At 54.3% G+C, this 17,516-nt stretch carries 13 protein-coding genes; 1 reads left to right on the top strand and 12 read right to left on the bottom strand.

All coding sequences use genetic code 11. From position 1 onward, the window contains the following. Window positions 1-40: 40 nt before the first annotated feature. From apaH to lptD, 6 genes are read right to left on the bottom strand one after another with little or no spacing between them, the layout of a single operon-like run. Window positions 41-889, bottom strand: a complete 849-nt coding sequence (apaH, locus tag AB182_RS21465) for a bis(5'-nucleosyl)-tetraphosphatase (symmetrical) ApaH (protein WP_047371863.1) — start codon at window positions 887-889, stop codon at window positions 41-43. Window positions 890-893: 4 nt separating this feature from the next. Next, a complete protein-coding gene (apaG, locus tag AB182_RS21460) occupies window positions 894-1,271 on the bottom strand; it encodes a Co2+/Mg2+ efflux protein ApaG (RefSeq protein WP_039078326.1) in 378 nt (125 codons plus the stop codon). Between the two features lie 3 nt (window positions 1,272-1,274). Beyond that, entirely contained in the window at window positions 1,275-2,096 is an 822-nt protein-coding gene (gene rsmA, locus AB182_RS21455; RefSeq protein WP_047371862.1) for a 16S rRNA (adenine(1518)-N(6)/adenine(1519)-N(6))-dimethyltransferase RsmA, read from the bottom strand. Beyond that, window positions 2,093-3,079, bottom strand: a complete 987-nt coding sequence (pdxA, locus tag AB182_RS21450; RefSeq protein WP_047371861.1) for a 4-hydroxythreonine-4-phosphate dehydrogenase PdxA — start codon at window positions 3,077-3,079, stop codon at window positions 2,093-2,095. Before pdxA ends, rsmA begins: the two co-directional genes overlap by 4 nt. Continuing rightward, complete coding sequence (gene surA / locus AB182_RS21445) at window positions 3,079-4,365, bottom strand: peptidylprolyl isomerase SurA (RefSeq protein WP_047371860.1); 1,287 nt, start codon at window positions 4,363-4,365, stop codon at window positions 3,079-3,081. The genes pdxA and surA overlap by 1 nt, the downstream gene beginning before the upstream one ends. 45 nt (window positions 4,366-4,410) lie before the next feature. Continuing rightward, window positions 4,411-6,768: an LPS assembly protein LptD gene (lptD, locus tag AB182_RS21440; protein ID WP_047371859.1), complete on the bottom strand. Its 2,358-nt coding sequence runs from the start codon at window positions 6,766-6,768 to the stop codon at window positions 4,411-4,413. Window positions 6,769-6,963: 195 nt separating this feature from the next. Between lptD and djlA the strand changes: the two genes are divergently transcribed. Continuing rightward, window positions 6,964-7,779, top strand: coding sequence for a co-chaperone DjlA (gene djlA / locus AB182_RS21435; RefSeq protein WP_047371858.1), 816 nt, complete (start codon window positions 6,964-6,966; stop codon window positions 7,777-7,779). A 338-nt stretch (window positions 7,780-8,117) separates the two neighbouring features. On the opposite strand, the gene rluA is transcribed toward djlA, so the two are convergent. The 6 genes from rluA to araA all read right to left on the bottom strand — a co-directional run bounded on the left by rluA (window position 8,118) and on the right by araA (window position 17,514). Then, window positions 8,118-8,777, bottom strand: a complete 660-nt coding sequence (rluA, locus tag AB182_RS21430; protein ID WP_047371857.1) for a bifunctional tRNA pseudouridine(32) synthase/23S rRNA pseudouridine(746) synthase RluA — start codon at window positions 8,775-8,777, stop codon at window positions 8,118-8,120. A gap of 11 nt (window positions 8,778-8,788) precedes the next feature. Beyond that, window positions 8,789-11,695, bottom strand: a complete 2,907-nt coding sequence (gene rapA, locus AB182_RS21425) for an RNA polymerase-associated protein RapA (RefSeq protein ID WP_047371856.1) — start codon at window positions 11,693-11,695, stop codon at window positions 8,789-8,791. A gap of 286 nt (window positions 11,696-11,981) precedes the next feature. Continuing rightward, entirely contained in the window at window positions 11,982-14,339 is a 2,358-nt protein-coding gene (gene polB, locus AB182_RS21420) for a DNA polymerase II (protein ID WP_047371855.1), read from the bottom strand. Window positions 14,340-14,449: 110 nt separating this feature from the next. Beyond that, window positions 14,450-15,073, bottom strand: coding sequence for a YdcF family protein (locus AB182_RS21415; RefSeq protein ID WP_047371854.1), 624 nt, complete (start codon window positions 15,071-15,073; stop codon window positions 14,450-14,452). A gap of 191 nt (window positions 15,074-15,264) precedes the next feature. Then, complete coding sequence (gene araD, locus AB182_RS21410) at window positions 15,265-15,960, bottom strand: L-ribulose-5-phosphate 4-epimerase (protein ID WP_047371853.1); 696 nt, start codon at window positions 15,958-15,960, stop codon at window positions 15,265-15,267. 51 nt (window positions 15,961-16,011) lie between these two features. After that, window positions 16,012-17,514: an L-arabinose isomerase gene (gene araA, locus AB182_RS21405; RefSeq protein WP_047371852.1), complete on the bottom strand. Its 1,503-nt coding sequence runs from the start codon at window positions 17,512-17,514 to the stop codon at window positions 16,012-16,014. Window positions 17,515-17,516: the final 2 nt, after the last annotated feature.

The raw sequence follows: 17,516 nt of genomic DNA, 5'->3' as shown, positions 1-17,516 counted from the left end.
TGCCCCGGCGGCGCGTTGCGTACCGGGGCGACATCATACCCTAAGAGGCGACCGCCTCGTCTTCACCTAAATCCATCTGACGATTTGACGGTTGTACAAACCAGGCTTTGTCTTCCCAGCGCAGACAGGTCAGTGTTCCACCCCAGCAGCATCCGGTATCCAGCGCGTAAATGCCCTCTGGCGTGCCTTTTCCTTCCAGCGACGCCCAGTGACCAAACACGATGCTGTACTCCTGCGAGACAGGGCCGGGAATGGTAAACCATGGCTTCAACGGTGCAGGCGCGTATTCCGGCACATCTTTGCAATACATATCCAGCTCCCCATTCGGGAAGCAGTAGCGCATCCGCGTAAATGCATTGCTGATAAAACGCAGCCGTGCCATTCCGCTCAGTTCCGTTGACCAGCTGTTCGGATAGTCGCCGTACATCCCGTCGAGGAAAAAAGGATAAGAATCACTGGAGAGGATAGCTTCAACGTCGCGTGCGCACTGTTGAGCGGTCTCCAGATCCCACTGCGGCGTGATACCCGCATGGGCCATCACCAGCTTTTTCTCCTCATCAACCTGCAACAGCGGCTGGCGACGCAGCCAGTTGATAAGGTCGTCGGCATCGGGCGCTTCCAGTAGTAAATTAAGCCGGTCTTTGGGTTTATTACGGCTAATGCCGGCAAACACCGCCAGCAGGTGCAGATCGTGGTTGCCGAGGACGAGGCGAACGCTGTCGCCCAGTGATTTTACGTAGCGCAATACATCCAGCGAGCCGGGACCGCGCGCGACTAAATCACCCGTCAACCACAAGGTGTCCTGCCCAGGTACAAAATGCACCTGGTTTAACAATGCGAGCAGTTCATCATAGCAACCATGAACGTCGCCAATAAGGTATGTAGACATTGTTTCAGTGGATTAGTGTTTGAACGGCAAGTCGGAAGACCGGGATAGCGATGCGGAACGCCTTCCCTTGCGCATCGATCATTTCATAATGGCCTTCCATGGTACCGAACGGCGTTTCAATTACCGCACCGCTGGTATACTGATATTCTCCGCCGGGTTCAATGTGCGGCTGAACGCCGACAACACCTTCACCCTGAACCTCAGTCTCACGGCCATTCCCGTTGGTGATAAGCCAGTAGCGTTTAAGCAACTGGACCGGCGCTCGCCCCAGATTCCGGATAGTAATGGTGTAAGCGAAAACATAGCGTTCTTCATCGGGTGAAGATTGCGATTCAATATAGACACTTTGCACCTGAACAGAAACTCGGGGCGAATTGATCATGACTTAACTCTCCTTCGGCGGCGCATTATCAGTCAGATAGTTCGCCATCTTGCAATACTGCGCAACAGAGATGTTTTCAGCACGCATCGCCGGATCAATGCCCAACTCCGTCAATACCTCAACGGAGAAGAGATTGCCAAGGCTGTTGCGGATCGTTTTACGGCGCTGGTTAAAGGCTTCCGTGGTGATCCGGCTCAGCACCCGGACTTCTTTCACCGGATGCGGCAACGTGCTGTGCGGCACCAGACGCACAACAGCAGAATCCACCTTAGGCGGTGGGGTAAATGCTGATGGCGGCACTTCCAGTACCGGAATAATCTGGCAATAGTATTGCGCCATGACGCTTAAACGACCATACGCCTTACTGTTTGGCCCTGCAACCAGACGATTGACGACCTCTTTTTGCAACATAAAGTGCATGTCGGCAATGGCATCAGTATAGCTAAACAGATGGAACATTAGCGGCGTGGAGATGTTATAGGGCAGGTTGCCGAATACACGCAGCGGTTGCCCCATGGTCTGCGAGAGCTCGCCAAAATTCATGGTCATCGCATCTTGCTGAAAAATCGTCAGCTTTGGCCCGAGAAACGGGTGTGTTTGCAGACGAGCGGCCAGATCACGGTCCAGTTCGATAACGGTGAGTTTATCCAGACGTTCGCCTACTGGCTCGGTCAGCGCGGCAAGGCCCGGGCCGATTTCAACCATCGCCTGGCCTTTTTGCGGATTGATAGCCGAAACAATACTGTCGATCACAAACTGATCGTTGAGGAAGTTTTGCCCGAAGCGTTTACGGGCTAAGTGGCCCTGATGGACTCGATTAGTCATTGAGTATTAACAATCATGGTGATGGCGAGATTAAGCGCCGTGATAAAACTGCCGACATCGGCTTTTCCCTGGCCCGCCAGTTCCAGCGCGGTGCCATGATCAACAGATGTACGAATAAAAGGTAAACCGAGCGTGATATTCACGCCACGGCCAAAGCCCTGGTATTTTAGCACGGGCAGGCCCTGATCGTGGTACATCGCCAGTACGGCGTCGGCATTATCAAGATATTTAGGCTGAAAAAGCGTATCGGCAGGCAATGGACCACTGAGGTTCATGCCTTTAGCACGCATTTCATCAAGAACCGGAATGATCGTATCAATCTCTTCGGTTCCCATATGTCCGCCTTCCCCGGCGTGGGGGTTCAGGCCACATACCAGAACATGTGGCTGGCGGATGCCAAACTTTTGCTGCAAATCGGTGTACAAAATGGTGATGACGTCGCGCAGCAAATCCGGCGTGATGGCGTCTGCAACCGCTTTGATGGGCAGATGAGTGGTGGCCAGCGCGACGCGCAGTTCTTCTGTTGCCAGCATCATCACTACTTTGTTGACGCGTGAACGCTCCTCGAAGAACTCGGTATGTCCGGTAAACGGCGTACCGGCGTCGTTGATCACCCCTTTATGCACGGGGCCGGTGATCAGCGCCGCAAACTCGCCGCTCAGGCAGCCATCGCAGGCGCGCGCCAGCGTGTCGACCACGTATGGCCCATTCTGGACGTTCAGCTCGCCTGGCACTACTGGCGTTTTGAGTGCGACGGGTAATACGGTGAGGCTGCCGGCCTGTTGTGCAACAGCCGGTTGTCCTGCGCGGTACTCGCGCAGGATGAGGGGCAAGCCTGATAGCGCCGCACGTTCGGTGAGCAGCATAGGATCTGCACACACAACCAGCTCGACAGGCCAGTCACGCTGGGCGAGTTGTACGACCAAATCAGGACCAATCCCGGCGGGTTCGCCGGGAGTGATAACGACACGATGTGCGTTCATTAGTTGCTCAGGATTTTAACGTAAGCACTGGCGCGCTGTTCCTGCATCCAGGTTGCCGCTTCTTCGGAGAATTTACGGTTCATCAGCATGCGGTAGGCACGATCTTTTTGCGCAGCATCGGTTTTATCGACGTTACGGGTATCCAGCAGCTCAATCAGATGCCAGCCAAAGGAGGAGTGTACCGGACCGCTCATCTGACCACGGCTGAGCTTCATCAATGCATCACGGAATGCCGGATCGTAGATATCCGCTGCCGCCCAGCCCATATCACCGCCCTGATTGGCAGAACCTGGATCCTGGGAGAACTCTTTCGCTGCCGCAGCAAAAGTGGTTTTACCACTCTTGATATCAGCCGCGATCTGTTCCAGTTTCACGCGTGCCTGGTCGTCACTCATGATCGGCGACGGTTTCAGCAGAATGTGACGCGCGTGAACTTCGGTCACGGAAATGCTCTGGCTCTGGCCACGCAGATCGTTCACTTTCAGAATATGGAAGCCAACGCCTGAACGGATGGGGCCAATGATATCGCCTTTTTTCGCCGTGCTAAGCGCCTGAGCGAAGATTGACGGCAGTTCCTGAATACGTCCCCAGCCCATCTGGCCGCCTTTCAGCGCCTGTTGATCGGCAGAGTAGGTAATGGCCAGTTTGCCGAAATCGCTGCCTTTACGCGCTTCGTCAACGATAGAACGTGCCTGGTTTTCTGCTTCATTCACCTGGTCGGAGGTTGGATTTTCAGGCAGCGGAACCAGAATGTGGCTCAGGTTCAGTTCGGTACTGGCGTCGTTTTGATTGCCCACTTGTTTAGCAAGCGCTTCAACTTCCTGCGGCAGCACGGTGATGCGGCGGCGAACTTCGTTGTTGCGAACTTCGGAAATGATCATCTCTTTGCGGATTTGGCTACGGTAAGTGTTGAAATTCACACCGTCGTAAGCCAGACGGCTGCGCATCTGATCCATAGAGATATTGTTTTGTTTGGCGATATTTGCGATGGCCTGATCAAGTTGATCGTCGGTCACCTTGATGTTCATTTTCGTCGCCATCTGCAGAATGATTTGATCCATGATCAGACGTTCAAGAATCTGATGACGCAGCGTAGCGTCATCAGGCAACTGCTGACCCGCCTGGCCCGCGTTAAGTTTCACGGATTGCATCAAACCATCAACGTCGCTTTCGAGCACCACGCCGTTGTTCACGACGGCAGCTACTTTATCGACAACCTGCGGTGCAGCGAAACTGGTATTCGCAACCATAGCGATACCGAGAAGCAGCGTTTTCCAGTTCTTCATACTTTTTCCATTTCAATTAACCGATAACTTTGCAAATCAACCACATCATAACGAGCTACGGTACGGCAGAATGTTCGAGCGCAGCATTTGATGCGTGCCCAGGCCGTAATTCGAGCTCAAACCGCGCAACTCAATGTTGAAACCGATGACGTTGTCATACTTGCTTTGGTTGTTTTCCCAGCCGTTAATTTTGCGTTCATACCCAACGCGAATCGCATAACAGCAGGAGTTATACTGCAGACCTAACATCTGGTCGGCAGGCTTGCTTATATTGGTATCGTAGTAGTAAGCCCCGACGACAGACCAGCGGTCGACGATCGGCCAGCTTGCTGCAGCACCAACTTGCGAAATGCCGTCTTTATACTGCGGCAGGGTCCATGTTGTATCATTTTGGTCTCTTGGAAGTGTCGCTTGAATGTATTCCGGGCTGGCATAGCGATAGCTGAGCTGTACCATACGGTCTTCATCGCGGCGATATTCAACTGACGCGGTGCTGTTAGCGATATTGTCCAGACGCGTGTCATACTGCACGCCGCCACGTAAGCCCCAGCGATCCGAAATGCGCCAGTAGGTATCTCCTGCCCACACCAGTGAACCCGTTTTGTTGTCTTTCTCCCAGTTTATGTTGTCATCGCCAGTGCGCGACTCCGTGAAATAGTAGATTTGACCAACAGAAACGTTAAAACGTTCAACGGCGGCATCATCATAAATACGCGATGTGACGCCGGTAGTAACCTGGTTTGCCGATGCGATGCGATCCAGACCGCCGTAGGTACGGTCGCGGAACAGGCCGCTGTAGTCGGATTGCAGCAAGGAGGAGTCGTAGTTTTTGATAGTGCTCTGGTTACGATACGGCACATAGAGATATTGTGCCCTTGGCTCCAGCGTCTGGGTATACCCTTCTGCCAGGGTCATATCACGCTCGAAAATCAGCTTCCCGTCGACTTTAAACTGCGGCAGCACACGGTTAACTGAATCTTTATAATCAGTATTGTTAGCTGCGTTGTAAGCATCAAGATTGGTCTGCTGATAGTGCGTCGCCATCAGCTTCGCTTCGGTATCAAGACTGCTCCACTTGTTCGACAACGGCAAATTTAACGTTGGTTCAAGGTGAACACGCGTGGATTCCGGGTAAGTTCCGTTGGTGTTAACGAAATGTACCGCCTGGCCATAGATATGCGCATCAAACGGACCCAGGTCGTTTTTGTAGTAATTCACGTCTAACTGTGGCTCAGCGGCGTAGGAATTACTATTCTGTCGGTTAAATACCTGGAACTGTTTGGTCGATACGGTGGCGTTAAAATTCTCCAGCCAATACCCCATGCTGAATTTCTGCGTGGCGTAACCGTCAGTACTGGTACCGTATTTCGATGAAAAGTCGTTAAAGTAGTACGGATCGCTGACTTTGGTGTAATCAACGTTAAAACGCCACACCTGATCCATCACGCCAAAGTGATTCCAGTAGAATAACCAGCGATGGCGATTCGACTCGGCAGGATAGTCGTCCTGATAGACGCTATCCGACGGCAGATAGTCGAATTCGACGAGACCTGTTCCCGCTTGTGTCAGGTAGCGGAATTCGTTCTGCCACTGTGTACTGCCACGTTTTTGAATGTAATGCGGTGTGATCGTCGCATCAAAGTTGGGGGCAATATTCCAGTAGTACGGTAAATAAAACTCAAAGCCGTTGCTTGTGCCGTACTTGGCATTCGGAATCAGGAAACCAGAACGGCGCTTGTCACCCACCGGCAATTGCAGGTACGGGCTGTAGAAAACCGGCACCGGGCCAAGCTTAAAGCGCGCATTCCAGATTTCGGCAACCTGTTCTTCACGATCGTGGATGACTTCACTCCCCACGACGCTCCAGGTATTAGAACCCGGTAAGCAGGAGGTGAAAGAACCGTTTTCGAGGATGGTGTAACGGTTTTCGCCACGCTGTTTCATCAGGTCTGCATCACCACGTCCCTGACGCCCCACCATCTGGTAGTCGCCTTGCCAGACATTGGTGTCTTTCGTATTTAAATTTGACCAGGCTTTCGGACCTTTCAGGATGACCTGATTGTCGTCGTAGTGCACATTACCCAGTGCATCCACTGTACGCACCGGGTCAGGCTGGCCTTCCACCTGTTTCTGATGAAGTTGAACTTCATCCGCACGCAGACGGCTATTACCCTGATTAATATCCACATTGCCTTTAAAATTGGCGTCGTCAGGGTAGTTACCTTTGGCGTCATCGGCATTGATGGTCACCGGCAGATTGTTAGTATCGCCTTTCACCAATGGGCGGTTATAGCTCGGAACGCCAAGCATACATTGCGAGGCGAGACTGGCTGTCATCCCTTGTTGACTATAAAGGGCTGTGCCGATCATTGTGGCCAGGAGGGTGGGAATACGTTTTTTCATACGTTGTATTTGTTGTTCCGTCATCTGTGGCTTTACGCTGGCAAACGGTCAGAGACTAACGTACTCATCTTCGCAGCGCTAGTTAATCCTGCCCGTTTTCGAGCCAGGTCAGAGAAGACTGTGCCTGTGCACGGCATAGAATGACGGGTATGATAAAGCAAATTTTAGCCGACGGCATGACGATTTGGGGAGTATATGCAGTATTGGGGAAAAGTGGTTGGTGTGGTTTTCGCTCTGATCATGGGCGGAGGCTTTTGGGGCGCGGTTCTCGGACTGTTAATCGGCCATATGTTTGATAAGGCTCGCAGCAGAAAAATGGCGTGGTTTGCCAATCAACGGGAACGTCAGACGCTCTTTTTTGCCACCACCTTCGAGGTGATGGGCCATTTAACTAAATCCAAAGGTCGCGTGACGCAGGCTGATATTCAGGTTGCCAGTCTGTTTATGGACCGGATGAACCTGCACGGCGACTCACGTGCGGCGGCGCAGCAGGCGTTTCGCGTAGGCAAAGCGGACAATTACCCCTTACGTGACAAAATGCGTCAATTTCGCAGTGTTTGCTTCGGACGCTTTGATTTAATCAGAATGTTCCTGGAAATCCAGATTCAGGCGGCATTTGCAGATGGTTCGCTGCACCCGAATGAGCGTGAAGTGTTGTACGTCATTGCCGAAGAACTGGGGATCTCTCGCGGCCAGTTCGATCAATTTTTGCGCATGATGCAGGGCGGGGCGCAGTTTGGCGGTGGCTATCAGCAGCAGGCAGGTGGCGGCTGGCAGCAGCAGGCGCAACGCGGTCCAACGTTGGAGGATGCCTGCAATGTACTGGGCGTGAAACCAACGGATGATGCCACCACCATTAAGCGCGCCTATCGTAAGCTGATGGGCGAGCATCACCCGGATAAGCTGGTAGCGAAAGGTTTACCGCCGGAGATGATGGAGATGGCGAAGCAGAAAGCGCAGGAGATTCAGAAGGCTTACGAGCTGATTAAAGAGCAGAAAGGGTTTAAGTAAGTTGCGGGCTTGACGATAGGCTCCGCAATAATCCCGGGAGTCGGCGTAAAACGCCTCGCCCGGGCTACCTGATTTGATTGCGCTCTGGTTGCTGTGCGCAGGCCGTGAATAATCTGCCTGCGCCGCTGACGCCCGCCGTCGCTGGCTTGACGGTAGGCTCCGCAATAATCCCGGGAGTCGACGTAAAACGCCTCGCCCGGGCTACCTGATTTGATTGCGCTCCGGTTGCTGTGCGCAGGCCGTGAATAATCTGCTTGCGCTGCTGACGCCCGTCGTCGCTGGCTTGACGGTTGTCCGGATAAGGCGGAGCCGCATCCGGAACCGCAAGCCACGTTAATTTAAAAATCCACCGGCGCCCTGAACGTCATGCTGTTGCCATACGCCGGGTGGGTTATTGTCAACGTTTCCGCATGCAGTAACAGACGTGGCGCCAGAGCGAGAGCCTCTGGCGTCGCATAGAACCTGTCGCCCAGAATCGGATGCCCCAACGCCAGCATATGCACACGCAATTGATGCGACCGACCGGTAATCGGCTTGAGCCGCACGCGCGTAGTATTGTCGGCGGCGAGTTCCAGTACTTCATACTGCGTTTGCGCGGGTTTACCGGTCTCAAAACACACTTTCTGCTTCGGCCGATTCGGCCAGTCGCAAATCAAAGGGAGATCCACCAGCCCCTCTTCTTCCGCCAGATGTCCCCAGACACGCGCCACATACTGCTTTTTCGGCTCGCGCTCGCGGAACTGGCGTTTGAGCTCGCGCTCCGCCGCTTTGGTCAGAGCCACCACAATCACGCCGCTGGTCGCCATATCCAGGCGATGCACGGATTCCGCCTGCGGGAAATCGCGCTGAATACGCGTCATCACGCTATCTTTATGCTCTTCAAGGCGTCCCGGCACGGACAACAGGCCGCTCGGCTTGTTGACCACCATAATGTGCTCATCCTGATAGAGGATGGTTAGCCAGGGATCCTGAGGCGGATTGTAGGACTCCATTACCATAGCCTGCTCCGTTACTGATGCGTCACAACAATAAGACGCAGCGCGTCAAGACGCCAGCCTGCCTGAGAAAGGCTTTCCAGCACCTGCAGGCGGTTGCTCTCAATAGCGCTCAGCTCGTCATCACGAATATTCGGGTTAACGGCTTTGAGGGCTTCGAGGCGCGACAGCTCTGCTGACAGTTTTTCATCCGCTTCGCTCTTCGCGGCGTCGATCAGTGCCTGCGCGGCTTTCTCGACCTGTGCTTCGCCTTTTTGCAGTATGGTGTGGACATCCTGCTGTACGGCGTTCACCAGCTTGCTGCCGGTGTGGCGGTTAACCGCGCTGAGCTGACGGTTGAAGCTCTCAAACTCAACCTGAGCGGCAAGGTTTGTGCCGTTTTTATCCACCAGCAGACGAATCGGCGTCGGCGGCAGGAAGCGGTTAAGCTGCAGTTGTTTCGGCGCCTGGGCCTCAACGACGTAAATCAGTTCCAGCAGTAGCGTACCGACAGGCAACGCCTTGTTTTTCAACAATGAAATGGTGCTGCTACCGGTATCGCCAGAGAGGATAAGATCCAGGCCGTTGCGAATCAGTGGATGTTCCCAGGTAATAAACTGGGCATCTTCACGGGACAGCGCCACCTCACGCTCAAAGGTGATGGTACAACCATCTTCCGGCAGGCCCGGAAAATCCGGTACCAACATATGATCGGAGGGTGTCAGCACAATCATGTTATCGCCGCGATCGTCCTGGTTGATACCGATGATATCGAACAGGTTCATGGCGAAATTGATAAGCCCGGTGTCATCGTCCTGCTCTTCAATGCTTTCGGCAAGCCGCTGGGCTTTTTCACCGCCGTTAGAGTGGATTTCCAGCAGACGGTCTCGCCCTTGCTCAAGCTGTGCTTTCAGCGCGTCGTGCTGTTCGCGGCAGGCTTTGATCAGATCATCAAAGCCCTCGGTATTTTCTGGCGCGGCAAGGTAATTAATCAGTTCAGTGTGGACCTCGTCGTAAATCGTCCGCCCGGTTGGGCAGGTGTGCTCGAAGGCGTCCAGGCCTTCGTGATACCAGCGTACCAATACGGATTGCGCGGTTTTTTCCAGATAAGGCACATGGATCTGAATATCGTGCGCCTGGCCGATGCGGTCCAGGCGGCCGATACGTTGTTCGAGCAGATCCGGGTTGAACGGCAGATCGAACATCACCAGATGGCTGGCAAACTGGAAGTTACGTCCTTCAGAGCCGATTTCAGAACACAGCAGTACCTGTGCGCCGCTGTCTTCTTCGCTGAACCAGGCCGCCGCGCGGTCACGTTCAACGATCGACATGCCTTCATGGAATACCGCGGCACGGATACCTTCACGCTCGCGCAGGACCTGTTCCAGTTGCAGCGCAGTGGCCGCTTTGGCGCAGATCACCAGAACCTTTTGTGAACGATGGCTGGTGAGATAGCCCATCAGCCATTCGACGCGTGGGTCGAAATTCCACCAGGTTCCGCTATCGCCTTCGAATTCCTGATAAATCTGTTCCGGGTAGAGCATATCGCGGGCGCGGTCTTCTGCACTTTTACGCGCCCCCATGATCCCGGAGACCTTAATTGCCGTTTGGTACTGTGTGGGCAGCGGCAGCTTAATGGTATGCAGTTCGCGTTTCGGGAAGCCTTTCACGCCGTTACGGGTGTTACGGAACAGCACGCGGCTGGTGCCGTGGCGGTCCATCAACATCGAAATCAATTCCTGACGCGCTGTCTCAGCGCCGTCGTGGTCACTGTTGGCTGCCTGCAGTAAAGGCTCGATATCTTGCTCGCCAATCAGATCGCTCAGCGTATTAAGCTCGGTATCGCTCAGGTGCTTGCCTGCCAGTAGCAGGGCGACCGCATCGGCGACCGGACGATAGTTCTGTTGCTCATCAACAAACTGGGCAAAATCATGGAAACGATTAGGATCCAGCAGGCGCAGGCGCGCAAAGTGGCTCTCAAGGCCCAGTTGCTCAGGCGTTGCGGTGAGCAGCAAAATGCCCGGTACGCGCTCGGCAAGCTGTTCAATAGCCAGATATTCGCGGCTTGGCGCCTCTTCGCTCCATACCAGGTGATGGGCTTCATCCACCACCATTAAATCCCACTCGGCGTCGCACAGGTGCTCCAGGCGCTGCTTATTACGGCGCACGAAGTCCAGCGAGCAAATCACCAGCTGTTCTGTTTCGAATGGGTTGTCGGCATCGTGTTGCGCTTCGGCGTAGCGTTCGTCGTCGAACAGCGCAAAACGCAGATTGAAGCGACGCAGCATTTCAACCAGCCACTGATGCTGCAGGGTTTCCGGCAGGATGATCAATACACGTTCCGCTGCGCCAGACAGTAACTGCTGGTGCAGTATCATCCCGGCTTCGATAGTCTTTCCTAAACCTACTTCGTCCGCCAGCAGGACGCGCGGCGCATGGCGACGGCCAACATCATGGGCGATATGCAACTGATGAGGGATAAGGCTGGTGCGCTGGCCGCGCAGCCCGCTCCACGGCATACGGTACTGTTCGCTTTGATATTTGCGCGCGCGAAAACGCAGCGCGAAACGATCCATACGGTCGATTTGCCCGGCGAACAGGCGATCTTGCGGTTTACTGAAAACCAGTTTGCTGTCGAGAAAGACCTCACGCAGCATGACGTTGGTTTCCTGCGTATCCAGGCGCGTACCGATATAGGCGAGCAGACCGTTATCTTCTTTTACGTCTTCAACAGTCAGTTGCCAGCCTTCGTGGCTGGTTACCGTATCGCCAGGATTAAACATGACGCGTGTAACGGGGGAATCGCTGCGTGCATACAGACGATTTTCTCCCGTCGCGGGAAAAAGCAGAGTGACGGTTCGCGCATCCATCGCTACGACTGTACCCAGTCCGAGTTCGCTTTCCGTGTCGCTTATCCAGCGTTGACCAAGTGTAAAGGGCATAAATTGAACTCTATATCTCAAATTGCAGGCAATAGTTCGTCACCGCCTGAGAATCAGGCGGACGTTTCAGTTTGGGGCCAGGAATAGAAAGGGCGCTATGGTACTGGATGGCAATGCTTTCGTCACTCTCGTTATGCCCGTTGTTTTGCAAGTCACCGCGTTGTTGGCTCGTTGAACATCTTATTCGTTATACGCCAGAAAACGAACTCAACGCTGACCGGGAAGCAACCTGCAATCCAGATGCTCTATGGCTGGCCCTCTGTTACCACGCCAGCCAGATACGAAATCAAAACAATCCCAGTTGCCCTGTCAGTAGTGTAGCAAAATCATCGTCAGTGAAGGGCAGTATTCCTTCCGCGACCGGCTGAAGTTGTTTGGTCAGATAATGATCGTAATCCAGAGGCGCTTGCTGATAATCAACAGGTTCCGGGCCCTGCGTCGTCCAGACATATTTGATGGTGCCCCGATTTTGATACTGCGCCGGGCGGCCGCGTTTTAGATTTTGTTCATCTGCGAGTCGTGCCGCGCGAACGTGGGGCGGCACGTTACGCTCGTAATCGGCCAGCGGGCGACGCAGGCGCTTGCGGTAGACCAGCAGCTCATCCAGTTCGCCTGCCATCAGCTTATCGATCGTTTCACGCACATACTCCTGGTAGGGTTCGTTGCGAAAGATACGTAAATAGAGCGTCTTTTGAAATTGTTGCGCCAGCGGCGTCCAGTCGGTGCGTACTGTTTCCAGCCCCTTGAATACCATCCGTTGTTCTTCACCTTCCTGTATCAACCCGGCGTAGCGCTTTTTACTTCCCTGCTCCGTGCCACGAATGGTCGGCATCAAAAAACGGCAAAAATGGGTTTCGAATTCCAGCTCCAGCGCACTGGTTAATTGCTCAGCGGACAGATGTGCCGACCACCAGTTGTTAACATAGGCCACCAGTTCGCGACCAATACGCGCCGCATCAGACTCGTTATGCGCTTTTTTAAGCCAGACAAAGGTGGAATCCGTATCGCCATAAATGACGTCATAGCCCTGAGACTCAATCAGCGCTTTGGTCTGACGCATGATCTCATGGCCGCGCATGGTGATCGATGAAGCAAGGCGCGGATCGAAAAAGCGGCAGGCGCTGGTGCCCAGCACGCCGTAAAAAGCATTCATGATGATCTTAAGCGCCTGCGATAGCGGTTTGTTTCCCAGCCGTTTGGCTTCATCGCGCCCGTGCCAGATTTGCCCGACGATCTCCGGCAGGCAGTGGATCTGCCGGGAAAAGCGCGCCCCCAGAAAACCACCGGTACTGTGTTCGGGATCCGAATGCGCCATCCCTTCCACCAGACCAACCGGATCGATTAAGAAGGTGCGGATGATCGAGGGATACAGGCTTTTGTAATCCAGCACCAGTACGGAATCGTAAAGGCCGGGGCGCGAATCCATCACATAGCCGCCGGGGCTTGCCTGCGGCGGTACGTCGCCGAGGTTTGGCGCGACATAGCCCGCCCGGTGCATGCGCGGAAAATAGAGGTGGCTAAACGCCGCCACCGAGCCGCCATGTCTGTCGATTGCCAGACCGTTCACCGTGGCGCGCTCCAGCAGGAAAGGCATGATCTCCGTTTTGTGGAATATGCGCGTTACCAGCTCACAATCTTTCAGGTTATAGGTCGCAAGAGCGGGTTTATTCTCGGCAAAACGGCGATCGATTTCGTCCATGCGATCCCAGGGATTATCGATCGCTTTGCCTTCTCCCAGTAGCTCCTGCGATACCGTTTCCAGCGAAAAAGAGGAGAAGTTCCAGAAAGCGGATTTTAGCGCTTCAATCCCGTCAATAATCACCCGGCCGGTTGCCTGGGCGAAGAAGACGCCGTTTTTAAAACCGTGCTCCCGCCATTCAAGCGGCTGATTGCCACGCCCGAGCAATAAAGGCAGGCGATAACGCTCCGCGCTTTTCTGCAGTACGCGCAGGTCGAATTGCACAACGTTCCAGCCGATAATCACATCAGGGTCGTACTGCGCAAACCAGGCGTTGAGCTTTTCCAGCAGTTGCGGACGGCTGGCGACATATTCGAGATGAAAATCCAGCCCGCTGGCATCACCGTTTTCCGGACCGAGCATATAGACCGTGCGCTGGCCGCACCCCTCCAGACCGATACAGTAAAGTTCACCGTTACGGGTGGTTTCGATATCCAGTGACACCCATTTAAGGGGCGGGCGGTAATGTGGGCTGGGTTTAAGGCGTGCATTGATCAACTGCTCGCCGCGCGGCTCGCCATCCACCCATACCGGCGCGGTAATAAAACGCTCCATCAGAAAGCGTTCTGGCGGGCGGATGTCGGCTTCATAGACCGTGACGCCACCGTCGCGCAGCAGCTTTTCATAGCGCATCAACTGGCGGTGGGCGCGACAATATAACCCGTGGACGGGCTGGCGCTGAAAATCCTTAAGTTGCAGCGGCGTGAGGCGATACTGGTTTTCTGTGGCGAGTAAACGCTGTGCCTGGCTGACTTGCGCGCTGGGGATAAACGCAACCGATTCTTGTGGCGGCAAAAAGACCTGTAGCGGCCCGTCGTCTGTCGCCAGCCAGAATTCCACCTCGGTTCCTTGTGGCGTGTCCCGCCAGTGTCGGGTCAGTAAAAAGCCTTCTCGCGCTTGCGTCACACCGTTCTCTCATTGGGTCATTATCGGCGAGATTATAGCCTGGTTTGCCCGAAAATACTGACTTTTTGTACAGGTATGCGGGTGCGTGATCAGTACTGCGCGTAGCCGGACTACTGCGCGTTGTTCTCTGGCGGAATAGCCGGTAAATAACGCAGGATGCGATAACCGGTGTAGTAGAACGCTTCCCTCAGCAGAAAAGGCAGTTGCGTTTGCCATGAACGGTACCGGCTTGTCGTGGTGGGCGATGACCAGCTCACCATGTCGTTATCGTATGCAATGAGGCGCATACGCAGCATATGCAAAGGATCGCTGACCAGTAGCGCGGTTTGCATATGCTGGCGCGCCATGATTATTTTGGCGTTATGAATATTTTCACGGGTAACGGTAGACTGCTCGTCGATAAAAATGACGGCCTCGGGAACGCCCCGGTTTAAGAGATAATGTCGGGCGATAGCTGCATCGGATTCGCTTGCCCCGTTACTGCGCCCCCCCGTCAGGATAAGCGAATTCACCTTGCCTTCCTGATATAACCACATCGCGTGGTCTAATCGGGCGGTAAAAACCGGGCTGGGGGATTTTTCAGTGATACCTGCTCCGGCAACAATCGCGCAGTCGGCTTTGCGTGTCTGGTCCTGTTGGCTAAAGCGGTAAATAGCGATGGCGTTATAAACTATTACGAACGCCGCCGTGACGAGCCCCAGCAGTATCCATTTTCCTGCCCCTTTTATTTTCACTGGCTTTTCTCCTGCCGATTCTGCCGATTGCCTTACCGCATAGCATTGTCAGTTTGCAGCGAAATGGCAACGACAGGCAGGATGTAAGGCGGAAAATTAAGAAATTAAAAATGAGCGACCCGAAATGTCCCGGCTGGCGCAAGGCTTAGCCGGGCTACGGGTTGGCAGAGGGGGCCGGGAGAGAGGAAAACTTACTGCCCGTAATAGGCTTTCGCGCCATGTTTGCGCAGATAGTGTTTATCCAGCAGTGTCTGCTGCATATCCGGCAGCTCAGGGGCGAGCTGGCGGCAGAAAATACCCATATAGGCAACTTCCTCCAGCACAATGGCGTTGTGCACCGCGTCATCGGCGTTTTTCCCCCAGGCGAACGGCCCATGGGAATGCACCAGTACGCCAGGCATCTGCGCGGGATCGATCTGCTGCGTCCTGAACGTTTCAACAATCACGTTACCGGTTTCCCACTCGTATTCACCGTTAATTTCGGCATCGGTCATTTTGCGCGTACAGGGAATGGTGCCGTAGAAATAATCGGCGTGAGTTGTTCCGGTTGCCGGAATCGCCTGGCCAGACTGCGCCCAAATGGTGGCGTGGCGCGAATGGGTATGCACAATGCCGCCAATGGTCGGGAACGCCTGATAGAGCAAGCGATGTGTTGGGGTGTCGGAAGAGGGTTTCTTTTTACCTTCCACCACTTCTCCGGTTTCAAGGCTGACCACCACCATATCCTCGGCAGTCATGACGCTGTAGTCGACGCCGGACGGTTTAATTATCAGTACGCCATGTTCGCGATCAACGGCGCTGACATTCCCCCAGGTGAGGGTCACCAGATTGTGTTTTGGCAGCGCCAGATTGGCTTCCAGCACTTGCTGTTTCAATGCTTCTAACATGCTTTCCTCCAGGAAAAAGCGGCCTGCCGGAGCAGGCCAAATGTTCCCCTGTTAACGTTTGGAGCCGTAATACACTTCGTTCCAGCGCAAAGCGTCTTTAAAGGCAGGCAGGCGGGTGTCGTTATCGATAGTCACAATTTCGATCCCGTGTAGCTCAGCGAACTGACGCATGTCATCGAGGTTCAGAGCGTGGCTGAACACGGTATGGTGCGCGCCGCCCGCCAGAATCCAGGCTTCGGAGGCCGTCTGCAGATCCGGCTGCGCTTTCCACAATGCGTTAGCAACCGGCAGTTTCGGCAGATCGTGCGGCGTCTTAACGGCATCAACACAGTTCACCAGCAGGCGGAAGCGATCCCCCAGATCGATCAGACTGGCGTTAATGGCCGGGCCGGTTTTGGTGGAGAAGATCAGGCGTGCCGGATCGGCTTTACCGCCAATGCCGAGGTATTGAACATCGAGGATCGGTTTTTCATCCAGCGCGATGGACGGGCACACTTCCAGCATGTGTGAACCGAGTGCCAGATCGTTGTTCTCTTCGAAGTGATAGGTGTAGTCCTCCATAAAAGAGGTGCCGCCCTGCAGACCGGTCGACATCACCTTCATGATGCGAAGCAGAGCGGCGGTTTTCCAGTCACCTTCGCCAGCAAAGCCGTAGCCCTGTTGCATCAGGCGTTGTACGGCCAGCCCTGGCAGTTGTTTCAGGCCGTGTAAATCTTCAAAGGTGGTCGTAAAGGCATGGAAGCCGCCCTGTTCCAGGAAGCGTTTCATACCCAACTCAATGCGTGCGGCATCAATGACATTCTGACGCTTGTCGCCGTTCACCTGCGCGGCAGCAGTCAGGCGGTAGCTGCTTTCATACTCGTCGACCAGTGCGTTAATATCGCCTTCGCTGATGCTGTTCACTACCTGCACCAGGTCGCCCACACCCCAGGTGTTGACGGAGAATCCGAATTTAATTTGTGCGGCCACTTTATCGCCGTCGGTCACCGCGACTTCACGCATGTTGTCGCCGAAACGGCATACTTTCAGATGACGGGTATCCTGTTTGGACACGGCCTGACGCATCCAGGCACCAATACGCTGGTGCGCTTTTTTATCCTGCCAGTGACCGGTTACCACTGAATGCTGTTGGCGCATGCGGGCACCGATAAAGCCGAACTCACGGCCGCCGTGCGCGGTCTGGTTCAGGTTCATAAAGTCCATATCAATGCTGTCCCATGGCAGGGCAGCATTAAACTGGGTGTGGAATTGCAGCAGCGGTTTGTTAAGGATAGTCAGGCCGTTAATCCACATTTTTGCGGGTGAGAAGGTATGTAACCACACCACCATACCGGCGCATTTGTCGTCATAGTTGGCGTCCCGGCAGATATTGGTTATCTCATCCGGCGAGGTGCCGAGCGGCTTAAGCACCAGTTTGCAGGGTAATTTGGCTTCTGCATTCAGCGCGTTCACCACTTGCTCGCCATGCTGCGTCACCTGACGCAGGGCTTCGGGTCCGTAAAGGTGTTGGCTGCCAATCACAAACCAAACTTCATAATTATCAAAAATCGTCATTA

Origin of the sequence: Phytobacter ursingii (assembly GCF_001022135.1) — a bacterium.
Taxonomy (GTDB): Bacteria; Pseudomonadota; Gammaproteobacteria; order Enterobacterales; family Enterobacteriaceae; genus Phytobacter; species Phytobacter ursingii.
This window is presented reverse-complemented; position numbering and strand designations above follow the sequence as displayed.

What these genes read in the sequence shown, in the direction of transcription:
- apaH (WP_047371863.1), bottom strand. Translation starts at nt 889, where the DNA reads ATGTCTACATACCTTATTGGCGACGTTCATGGTTGCTATGATGAACTG.
- apaG (WP_039078326.1), bottom strand. Translation starts at nt 1,271, where the DNA reads ATGATCAATTCGCCCCGAGTTTCTGTTCAGGTGCAAAGTGTCTATATT.
- rsmA (WP_047371862.1), bottom strand. Translation starts at nt 2,096, where the DNA reads ATGACTAATCGAGTCCATCAGGGCCACTTAGCCCGTAAACGCTTCGGG.
- pdxA (WP_047371861.1), bottom strand. Translation starts at nt 3,079, where the DNA reads ATGAACGCACATCGTGTCGTTATCACTCCCGGCGAACCCGCCGGGATT.
- surA (WP_047371860.1), bottom strand. Translation starts at nt 4,365, where the DNA reads ATGAAGAACTGGAAAACGCTGCTTCTCGGTATCGCTATGGTTGCGAAT.
- lptD (WP_047371859.1), bottom strand. Translation starts at nt 6,768, where the DNA reads ATGAAAAAACGTATTCCCACCCTCCTGGCCACAATGATCGGCACAGCC.
- djlA (WP_047371858.1), top strand. Translation starts at nt 6,964, where the DNA reads ATGCAGTATTGGGGAAAAGTGGTTGGTGTGGTTTTCGCTCTGATCATG.
- rluA (WP_047371857.1), bottom strand. Translation starts at nt 8,777, where the DNA reads ATGGTAATGGAGTCCTACAATCCGCCTCAGGATCCCTGGCTAACCATC.
- rapA (WP_047371856.1), bottom strand. Translation starts at nt 11,695, where the DNA reads ATGCCCTTTACACTTGGTCAACGCTGGATAAGCGACACGGAAAGCGAA.
- araD (WP_047371853.1), bottom strand. Translation starts at nt 15,960, where the DNA reads ATGTTAGAAGCATTGAAACAGCAAGTGCTGGAAGCCAATCTGGCGCTG.
- araA (WP_047371852.1), bottom strand. Translation starts at nt 17,514, where the DNA reads ATGACGATTTTTGATAATTATGAAGTTTGGTTTGTGATTGGCAGCCAA.